This is a genomic window from Microcoleus sp. D3_18a_C4 (assembly GCF_036702415.1).
Taxonomy (GTDB): Bacteria; Cyanobacteriota; Cyanobacteriia; order Cyanobacteriales; family Microcoleaceae; genus Microcoleus.
The window spans coordinates 1-9,440 of sequence record NZ_JAUBTI010000164.1 but is presented as its reverse complement, the minus strand read 5'-3'; the positions used below and the strand labels follow the sequence as shown (position 1 = coordinate 9,440).

Annotated in this window: 5 protein-coding genes; 3 read left to right on the top strand and 2 right to left on the bottom strand. The window is 43.5% G+C overall.

The window, feature by feature from the left end:
- Window positions 1-185 (bottom strand): hypothetical protein (locus QUB16_RS31985; protein WP_333322323.1); only part of this gene is annotated, 185 nt, incomplete at its 3' end.
- 361 nt (window positions 186-546) lie between these two features.
- Complete coding sequence (locus tag QUB16_RS31980; protein WP_333322321.1) at window positions 547-2,565, bottom strand: NB-ARC domain-containing protein; 2,019 nt, start codon at window positions 2,563-2,565, stop codon at window positions 547-549.
- A 314-nt stretch (window positions 2,566-2,879) separates the two neighbouring features.
- Between QUB16_RS31980 and QUB16_RS31975 the strand changes: the two genes are divergently transcribed.
- The 3 genes from QUB16_RS31975 (at window position 2,880) to QUB16_RS31965 (ending at window position 9,400) form a co-directional block, all read left to right on the top strand.
- Window positions 2,880-4,052: a patatin-like phospholipase family protein gene (locus QUB16_RS31975; RefSeq protein WP_333322320.1), complete on the top strand. Its 1,173-nt coding sequence runs from the start codon at window positions 2,880-2,882 to the stop codon at window positions 4,050-4,052.
- A 304-nt stretch (window positions 4,053-4,356) separates the two neighbouring features.
- On the top strand, window positions 4,357-8,694 hold the full coding sequence (locus QUB16_RS31970) for an ELWxxDGT repeat protein (RefSeq protein ID WP_333322318.1): 4,338 nt from the start codon (window positions 4,357-4,359) through the stop codon (window positions 8,692-8,694).
- 145 nt (window positions 8,695-8,839) lie between these two features.
- On the top strand, window positions 8,840-9,400 hold the full coding sequence (locus QUB16_RS31965) for a hypothetical protein (RefSeq protein WP_333322317.1): 561 nt from the start codon (window positions 8,840-8,842) through the stop codon (window positions 9,398-9,400).
- The last annotated feature ends 40 nt before the right edge of the window (window positions 9,401-9,440 follow it).

Below are 9,440 nucleotides of genomic sequence, written 5' to 3'. Positions count from 1 at the left end.
CGATCGCTCAAAGCCGGAAAATGATTGAGCAACCGGGTTTCTCTCTCCATCGAGTATGAGAGAATCCGGGTTTCTGAGCGATCGGGCGATCGCTCAAAGCCGGAAAATGATTGAGCAACCGGGTTTCTCTCTCCATCGAGTATGAGAGAATCCGGGTTTCTGATCTCACGACAATGGCTGAGCATGAAAATGATTGAGAAACCGCTGGTTAAAAACTAGAGATTGCTAGCGATCGACATTTTGAGTCAATCAAAATCCGCCTCAATGATTCAACAAAAATGTTGTCTTGGCTGTCATATTCGGTAAAGAACTGCTTACGATTGGGCGTTTTACGATTTGGCGTTTGCGGTGGCTTTACCTGTAATCATTTTAGGTTAAATCCTATAGATTTAACTAGGTTTATCACAAACGGTTACGAACCCGCAAGACTTAGGAACTGTCACAAGCGCTTTAGGGTGGCCTAGCCCCACAGCATCACCCACCAACTAAACGATAAACATCCGAACATCTGGACGTTTTAGTTGGCAACTTAAATAATTGGACAGCTTACTCGACAGCACCTAAAGCTTTTAGCAAGAATTTTTGCCCTTGAGTTAAACCTGTAACGCCCTTGATATTCATGCCTTCATAAATTCTTGAAGGGGAGAGATTTTTGCCATACTTTTCCATTTCAACAGTTGAAAATTCAATTGTTTGTTCGCGGCTATCTCTAACTAAATTATGACTATTTTCTAGGGGTGTACTAAAAACCGATTTGGCCAAATTAGAGCCCGAAAAGTTGACTTGGTACAGATTAACACCCCTCATATCTGCTTGCCAAATAGTGATATCAGAAAAATCAGCGCCCGTTAAATCGAGTTGAAGTTGACATAATAAATTGAAGATATTACCAGCCCCATATCCGGGTGCTACACCCTGATCTGCTAATTTGATTAAAATGTAATTGAGTTTTTCGGCTAAGTTTTCGGTGGTGTTGTACGTAACTAGGAGTCGGGAAATTAAAGGCGTAACAATGGCGCTAATTTGATTTTTTCTGACCGACTCTTCGGCTGTAGCTTTAATCAGAGCATAGTTTTGAAGAAAAGGAAACAAGGAACAAGAGGATGTAGAACTATTGCACTCTTCTTTAGTAATTTCTTGGTAGAGTTGCTCAATTATTTTTTCTGTGATATAATCTCTGATTAATGGCTGCTGAGTGAAGCCAAAAATACTTTTTTCCGGGACTTGAATTGCGGCTTTTTCAATGAGAGAGCGCCACTGGAGAGATTCTAAGCTTTCTAATAATTCTGCATGGAAAACTGGCGGGACGATATCATTTAGAAGTTCTGTAGGCAAAACTGGTTCTCGGTTAATGGCTAACCAGTAAATAATTTGTTTCTCTATCGGAGATAAGCGATTAAATTGTTCATCTAACCAAAGGCGAATGCCATTAAAAATAGTTTCTTCTTGTTCAAAGAAATCTCGAATATTTCCCGAAAATAAATCTTGTATGGAACTCGCTGCTATTTTTAAAGCTATAGGATTACCTTGGTAGCATTTTATTAGTTCCGCTTCTTCAGCAGGGGTTCCTATTAAAGACTTAAGTTTGAGGATTTCCTTGGCTGCGACTGGTGCTAAACCTTGCAGTTGCAAGAATCGGATGGGTAAAGTTTCTCCGGTTAAAGATGCAATTTCTCTCGGTTTTTCTCGGCTGACAATTAGCACGCAACTTTGGTGATTGGTTTCAGCAATTTGTCTCAGAAGTTGGCTGTAGTTAGAGAATCCCTCGCGGTAAGTGCCTGCATAGCTACCACTCTGGAAAAGGAAGTCTAAATCATCAAGGATAATCAGACACCGATGCTGCTGTAAATACTTGATAAGAAGAGAGATGCGTTCGCCTACAACCTGGGGTAAATCGGTAGTTTGATCCTGTGATAAAAATTGGATAATTTTAGCTAATTCTTCGGGTAAAGGTGAACTATCTCGCAGGCTTTTCCAGATGACAAATTCAAAGTCACTTTGAATTTTTTCTGCTAACTTTACCGATAAAGCAGTTTTGCCAATCCCGCCCATACCGATCAGGGTAATTAAGCGGCAACGATCTTCTAAAATCCAATGTTTAAGGGTAGCTAATTCTTGGCTACGCCCGTAGAAAATAGAAACGTCGATCGCCTCTGATAAATTGTGGTGGGTTTTTGTTATTAAGGAAGGATTTAGGAAGGCGATCGCTTGTTCCTCTGGATAACGTTTTAAGCCCAAAGCTTCCCAAAGGTGACAATTAGCCCAACAATCGGGCAAATGGGGTGATGTGGTTGTCGGTGTTTTATCGGGAGACGGGCGTGTACATGATTCAAGGATTGAGTGAATATTGCGTTTTGTGACTTGAGTTCCCAATGCCAGAGAAATTGTTCGCCATAATTGGGAACCGATATCTTTTAAGTAGTCGGCATCGTATCCTGATGTATCCGCCATGTTTTGATAAGACTGTCCTTGCCAAGATTGGCGGAATACTAGGTCTTGAACGTCGTTTAAGTGGCCTGGTTTGAGCAGGGTGTCTAAAATGGCTAAGGCTTCTTCGAGAGTCATTAGCTGTAAGTGTAAAACAGTGACTAAGTAATTACTCTTATAGACTATCACTTTTTCTAACTATTGTTACTTTTTTTTACTTTATTTATCAAATCTTCATATAAAGTTCTGGCCTTTTCTGACTTTTTCCCACTGTGGAGGTTGAGGTGAGAAGGTTATTGTGTAACTACGAACTAAAGGACTCGTGAGCATAAGGTAAGTATGAAAAAAATCTGTAAATTGCCAACGATGTAACACCTTCTCTTATCACGAACACTTTGGAAATTAGTATCGATTCACTAAATTAACAACCTATCATTCAGAGAGGAACTGAAATGTTCACCCATAAACCTCCAAAATCTCCATACAATATTCTTTCTTTTGACGGTGGCGTAATTCGTGGTCTTTTAACGGCGGTTTTGCTAGAAAAGCTAGAAGAAGAGCTACAGGAAAAGAATCCCGAAAAGGAATTAAAAGATTACTTTGATATCATTGCCGGAACTTCCACAGGTAGCCTGATTGCTTGCGGAATAGCTAGTGGACTTTCCGCCAAACAACTGAAGGGATTTTACCTAGAAAATGGCATGAAAATTTTTCCTAATTTCAAAGAGACTTTGAAAGTTTGGTTGGGTGAGGTGATTCAGGAAAATATTGACTTCAGCAAATTAGATCCTTTACATCTATTTTGTCAAGACGATAAGAATGACAAGAAATTTATGCTTCAACCTTTCTCCAATGGCAAAGGTCTGGAGGAGGTAATCAAAAGTGTATTTGGCTGTCAGGAATTTGGTCAATTGCCAAAATTAGTAGTCATCCCAAGCTACGATGTCTATAATCACGATGCTGTAATCTTCAAGAACTATCGAGAAGAGTATAAAACAATGCCAGTGTGGGAAGTTTGTAGAGCATCGTGCGCTGCACCTATGGCTTTTCCGGCTCACGTTACCCAGAATAAGGAATTTCTTAAATCTCTTAAAGTAAAGGCAAAAACAGCTACAAAAGCAGGGAAAGAGACAACTATAAAAATCCCGGATGAAGGTATCCCTTTAATTGATGGCGGTGTTGTTGCCAATAACCCTGTACTTTGTGCAATCGCCGAAGGACGCAAACAATTTAAAGATTTTCCTTCTGTAGTCGCTTCTTTTGGTTCTGGTATGGCTTTGAATCGGATTACAGTTGAAGAAGCGAAAGAGTGGGGTAGCTTGAATTGGGTAAGCATAGTCAAAGGTATCCCGATGCTAGATGTATTGTTTGATGGTTCAAATGATGCCAATGATTATGTTGCCAAAGAATTACTTTACGGAGAGAGCGAATACTACCGCTTTCAACCGCTTCTGACAGAGAATGTTAAGGCTTTTAGTGCCGACCCAGATAATCTCTATTTATTGGTTGAGATAGCAGAAGAATTCCTTAAAACTAAGGAATGCAAGGAGGATATGAAAAAGCTTGTTGAGTCTTTGACATCGCATCATTCCTTGTTGGATTATGTGGTGGAGGCAATCACCTAATTTGAGTCAATCGTAAGATTGCTATTGAGTCAAGCTTACGGATCAAAACATAGAAACCGGGTTTTTTACGAAAATACTTCGTTGCAACCCACAGATTCAGTAAAAACCCGGTTTCTTTAGTCAATATTGATGCTGATTTAGAGAAATTGAAGCATCATTCGGTTCAAACTTTTAGAACTTACGTACTCACACAATATCTCCTTATACTCAGCTTCTGGTGAGATACCAAAAGCCTAGTTACTACCTTGGTAATTGCCCTGAATGCGTAAGTTTTAGACAAAAAAAAATAAAAAAGGTGACTACTATGAACAAGCAAATTATTTTCGTTGACTCCTCTGTACAAGACTATCAAAGCCTGATCCAAGGTATAGATAGCGCTCAAATTGTGATTTTAAATAAAAATTTGAGCGGCATCACACAAATTACTAATGCCTTAGCCAATCAAAAAGATATTGAAGCGATACATATCCTTTCACACGGGGCTCCGGGTATCCTCTATCTCGGTAATACCCAACTGAGTCTGGATACTCTGAACCTATACGCCCACCAATTACAACAGTGGGGAACAACAGGAAGCCTCATCTTCCTTTATGGGTGTTCCGTTGCGGCGGGAGACGCGGGCGCAGAATTTATCGAAAAATTACACCAACTCAGCGGTGCAGCTATCAGTGCGAATCCCAACCCCACCGGGAATGCGGCAAAAGGCGGCACCTGGTCACTCACTTATCAGTACCCAGGAGACTCTCCCCTCCCCCACTGCCCAACTCCCTTCAGATATCAAGCCTTGGCGACTTACTCTGGCTTGTTAGGTTTCAAGGTATTGAAAGATATCTACCCAGCGGGATTGGGTTCAAACCCTGAAAACCTCACGAACGTGAACGGCGCCTTGTATTTCCAAGCCGATGACGGCACCAATGGTAAAGAGTTATGGAAAAGTGATGGGACAGCCGCTGGCACCGTCTTGGTCAAAGATATCAACCCGGGGAAATCGGGTTCATCATTCCCTAGCAACCTCACGAACGTGAACGGCGCCTTGTATTTCCAAGCCGATGACGGCACCAATGGTAAAGAGTTGTGGAAAAGTGATGGGACAGCCGCTGGCACCGTCTTGGTCAAAGATATCAACCCGGGGATATTGGGTTCAGGCCCTTACGGTCTCACGAACGTGAACGGTACATTGTATTTCCAAGCCAATGGCAAAGAGTTGTGGAAAAGTGATGGGACAGCCGCCGGTACCGTCTTGTTCAAAGACATCAACCCAGGGATAAGTGGTTCATCCACGAACGTGAACGGCACCTGGTATTTCGAAGCCGATGACGGCACCAATGGTTATGAGTTATGGAAAAGTGATGGGACAGCCGCTGGCACCGTCTTGGTCAAAGATATCAACCCAAGAAGTAGTTCATTCCCTTACGGCCTCACGAACGTAAACGGCACCTTGTATTTCCAAGCCGATGACGGCACCAATGGTTATGAGTTGTGGAAAAGTGATGGGACAGCCGCCGGTACCGTCTTGGTCAAAGATATCAACCCAGGAAGTAATTCATTCCCTAACAGCCTCATGAACGTAAACGGCAGCTTGTATTTCCAAGCCGATGACGGCACCAATGGTAATGAGTTGTGGAAAAGTGATGGGACAGCAGCGGGTACCGTCTTGTTCAAAGACATCTACCCAGGGGTAAATAGTTCACAACTTTTCAACCTTACTAACGTAAACGGCACCTTGTATTTCCCAGCCAATGACGGCACCAATGGTAATGAGTTGTGGAAAAGTGATGGGACAGCCGCCGGTACCGTCTTGGTCAAAGACATCAACCCAGGGACAAATCCTGCATTATCGCCCTACATCCAGAACGTAAACGGCACCTTGTATTTCGATGCCAATGACGGTACCAATGGTTATGAGTTGTGGAAAAGTGATGGAACAGCCGTCGGTACTGTCTTGGTCAAAGACTTCTACCCAGGGGAAATTGGTTCATTCCCTAACAACCTCACGAACGTGAATGGTAAATTGTATTTCACTGCCGATGACGGCATCAATGGTAATGAGTTGTGGGGACTCTCCCCCGCCATCATCACCCAAGTCTCCTCTACGACGGCTGATGGTCTCTACAAAGTCGGCCAAGACATCAACATTACAGTAAAATTTGACGAACCTGTAACCGTTACAGCCATTCCTCAACTGCAACTCAAAACCGGTACAACCAATCAATTTGCTACCTACCTAAGCGGTAGCGCCACTGATACCCTCACCTTTAAATACACAGTCCAAAGCGGAGATAAGAGTCCTGACCTAGAATACTTGGCCACCAACTCCCTCACCCTCAATAGCGGTACCATTAAAGACAGTGAGGGACTCGATGCTAATTTAACCCTTCCGGTCTTGGGTTCAGCCCAATCCCTTGGGGGGAGTAAAGCTCTTGTCATTGATACTATAGCCCCTACCATTACCAGTGTCAGCCTACCCGCGAACAAAACCTACATAGTCGGAGAAAACCTGGACTTCACCGTTACCTTCTCCGAAGCCGTCACCATCACTGGCGGTGCAAACTTACCCATTACCCTAGATACTGGCGGCGCTGTCAACGCGACTCTTAATGGTACAGGAGCATCGGCCACCACCCATACCTTCCGTTATACTGTTGCCTCTGGCACCTTAGATACCGACGGCATCACAGTTGGCACAGCCTTATCCTTACCCACCGGTGCTACCATTGAAAATGCCAGCAACACCAAAGCTACCTTAACCTTCAGCAGCGGCATCACCACAGGCGTATTAGTTGATGGTGTTGTTCCCGCAGTACCCACCTTCACGACTACCACTGGCACTACTAAAAGTACCACTCCAACTCTGGCGGGGACTGCCGAAGCCAATAGTACCGTGAAAATCTTACAAGGTACAACTGAACTCGGTACTGTCACAGCGGATGCTTCCGGTAAGTGGAGTTTTACACCTTCTACTGCCTTAACTGAAGGTACTTACGCCTTTACAGCCACAGCCACCGATGCCGAAGGTAATACATCTAGTGCTGCGAGTGCAGTCAATCTGACAATAGATGCAACAGTACCCCCAGTACCCACCTTCACGACTACCACTGGCACAACTAAAAGTACCACTCCCACTCTGGCGGGGACTGCCGAAGCCAATAGTACCGTGAAAATCTTGCAAGGTACAACTGAACTCGGCACTACGACAGCGGATGCTTCGGGTAAGTGGAGTTTTACACCTTCTACTGCCTTAACTGAAGGTACTTACGCCTTTACAGCCACAGTCACCGATGCCGAAGGTAATACATCTAGTGCCGCGAGTGCAGTCAATCTGACAATAGATGCGACAGTACCCCCAGTACCCACCTTCACGACTACCACTGGCACAACTAAAAGTACCACTCCAACTCTGGCGGGGACTGCCGAAGCCAATAGTACCGTGAAAATCTTGCAAGGCACAACTGAACTTGGGACTGTCACAGCGGATGCTTCGGGTAAGTGGAGTTTTACACCTTCTACTGCCTTAACTGAAGGTACTTACGCCTTTACAGCCACAGTCACCGATGCGGCGGGTAATACATCTAGTGCTTCAAGTGCAGTCAATCTGACCATAGATGCAACAGCACCCGCAGTACCCACCTTCACGACTACCACTGGCACCACTAAAAGTACCACTCCAACTCTGGCGGGAACTGCGGAAGCCAATAGTACCGTGAAAATCTTACAAGGTACAACTGAACTCGGCACTACGACAGCGGATGCTTCGGGTAAGTGGAGTTTTACCCCTACAAAAACTTTAGCCGATGGCAATTATGCCTTTACTGCCATAGCTACTGACGCAGCAGGTAATATATCTAGTGCTTCGAGTGCAGTTAATCTGATTGTAAATACCGCACCAACAGCCCCACCATCAGTAACGGTAGTACCCTTAGTAACACCAACGGCAACAGTAGAAATTAACACGCCATCAATCAGTCTAATCGATCGTGGAGAACCCACTAATTTCCCACAAAATCAAGTTGTAGATGACCGATATTTACTGACCGATGATGATGACCGCAGTATCCCAGAATCAGCCTTTGGTCAACCGATATTTGCCTTATCAGGTAATGATAATTTGACCGGAAGTGACGGTAATGACACGATTCATGGTAACAAAGGTGCTGATACCATTGATGGTGGTAATGGTAACGATCAATTATTTGGCGGGAAACATTCCGATCAATTATCTGGTGGCAATGGTGATAACGTATTGAGTGGTAATAATGAGAATGACACTCTCACCGGTGGCGAGGGTAATGACACCATAAATGGTGGCAAGGAAAATGATGTCTTACTTGGTGGCAATGGCGATGATGAGGTATGGGGAGATAAAGGATTTGATGTGCTTACAGGTGGCGCAGGAAAGGATAACTTTGTCTTAGAATTTCCTGCTATTAATGCTAATGAAGCTGATTTTATTACTGACTTTAGTTCTGAAGATAAAATTAAGTTAGTTGGTGTTAATTACAGTCAATTAACTTTTGAGTCAGTGAATATCATCTTAGATGGAGCGGCGGCTGTAGGTTCAACGGCAATTAAATCGGGGGATAACTATTTAGGATTGGTTTACAACGTGAATCAATCTGCTCTGAATAGTGGTTCTTTCTTGTAAAATTCGCAGGAATTATGCCAAGAAACCGGGTTTCTCTAAAAGATGTTTGCTTTCTCAACTAGATATCTACCAGGAAACCCGTTTTCTCGCCTCTTAGAAAAATATCATTCATTTCAATAAAATTTAATTGGTGAGGTAAACTAAAATGACAACTTCTGATACAAAAACGGGTCGGTTGGATAACAATGACTTTCAGTTTCCAGCTAGGTATATCGGTGGCTATACCTGGCTGGATGAATATGACTTAAATACAGATGCAATCGGGCAAGGAATCACACTTGCTCTTGACGCTACAGATCAAAGCAAATTTGACACCTTCCTAGAAATTATAGATGCCAATACGGGTAAGGTTCTTGCTGATAATGACGATGAGGGTGGTATTAGTACAAACTCATTGATTGCGCCTGGTCAGCCTTCCCAAAGTGGCGATATATTTGACATTTCAACAATTCCTGATTCTTTGACAATTGACGGCACTACCAAGTACAAAGTGCGCGTCTTTAGCGTGGATTCTGTTACCGACCTATTGTCTACTTATCCCTACACTTTACAGGCCACCGTTCCTAATGGTAATGTCAGTTTAGTTCCGAGAGGTAGCAACTTTAGCAGCCCTCTAACGGGCAGTACCGTTGCATTAACTGGTAAATTGGATGTCAACAAAGACTTTACGGGAGCATCCCGATTTTGCAAATATACAAAAGTATGATAAGGTGCGCCGCTTTTGGGGAAAAGCGACACTTAGCTTC

Bases quoted from the DNA above. Each gene is read 5' to 3' on its own strand.
- QUB16_RS31970 (WP_333322318.1), top strand. From the start codon at position 4,357: ATGAACAAGCAAATTATTTTCGTTGACTCCTCTGTACAAGACTATCAA.
- QUB16_RS31965 (WP_333322317.1), top strand. From the start codon at position 8,840: ATGACAACTTCTGATACAAAAACGGGTCGGTTGGATAACAATGACTTT.
- QUB16_RS31975 (WP_333322320.1), top strand. From the start codon at position 2,880: ATGTTCACCCATAAACCTCCAAAATCTCCATACAATATTCTTTCTTTT.
- QUB16_RS31980 (WP_333322321.1), bottom strand. From the start codon at position 2,565: ATGACTCTCGAAGAAGCCTTAGCCATTTTAGACACCCTGCTCAAACCA.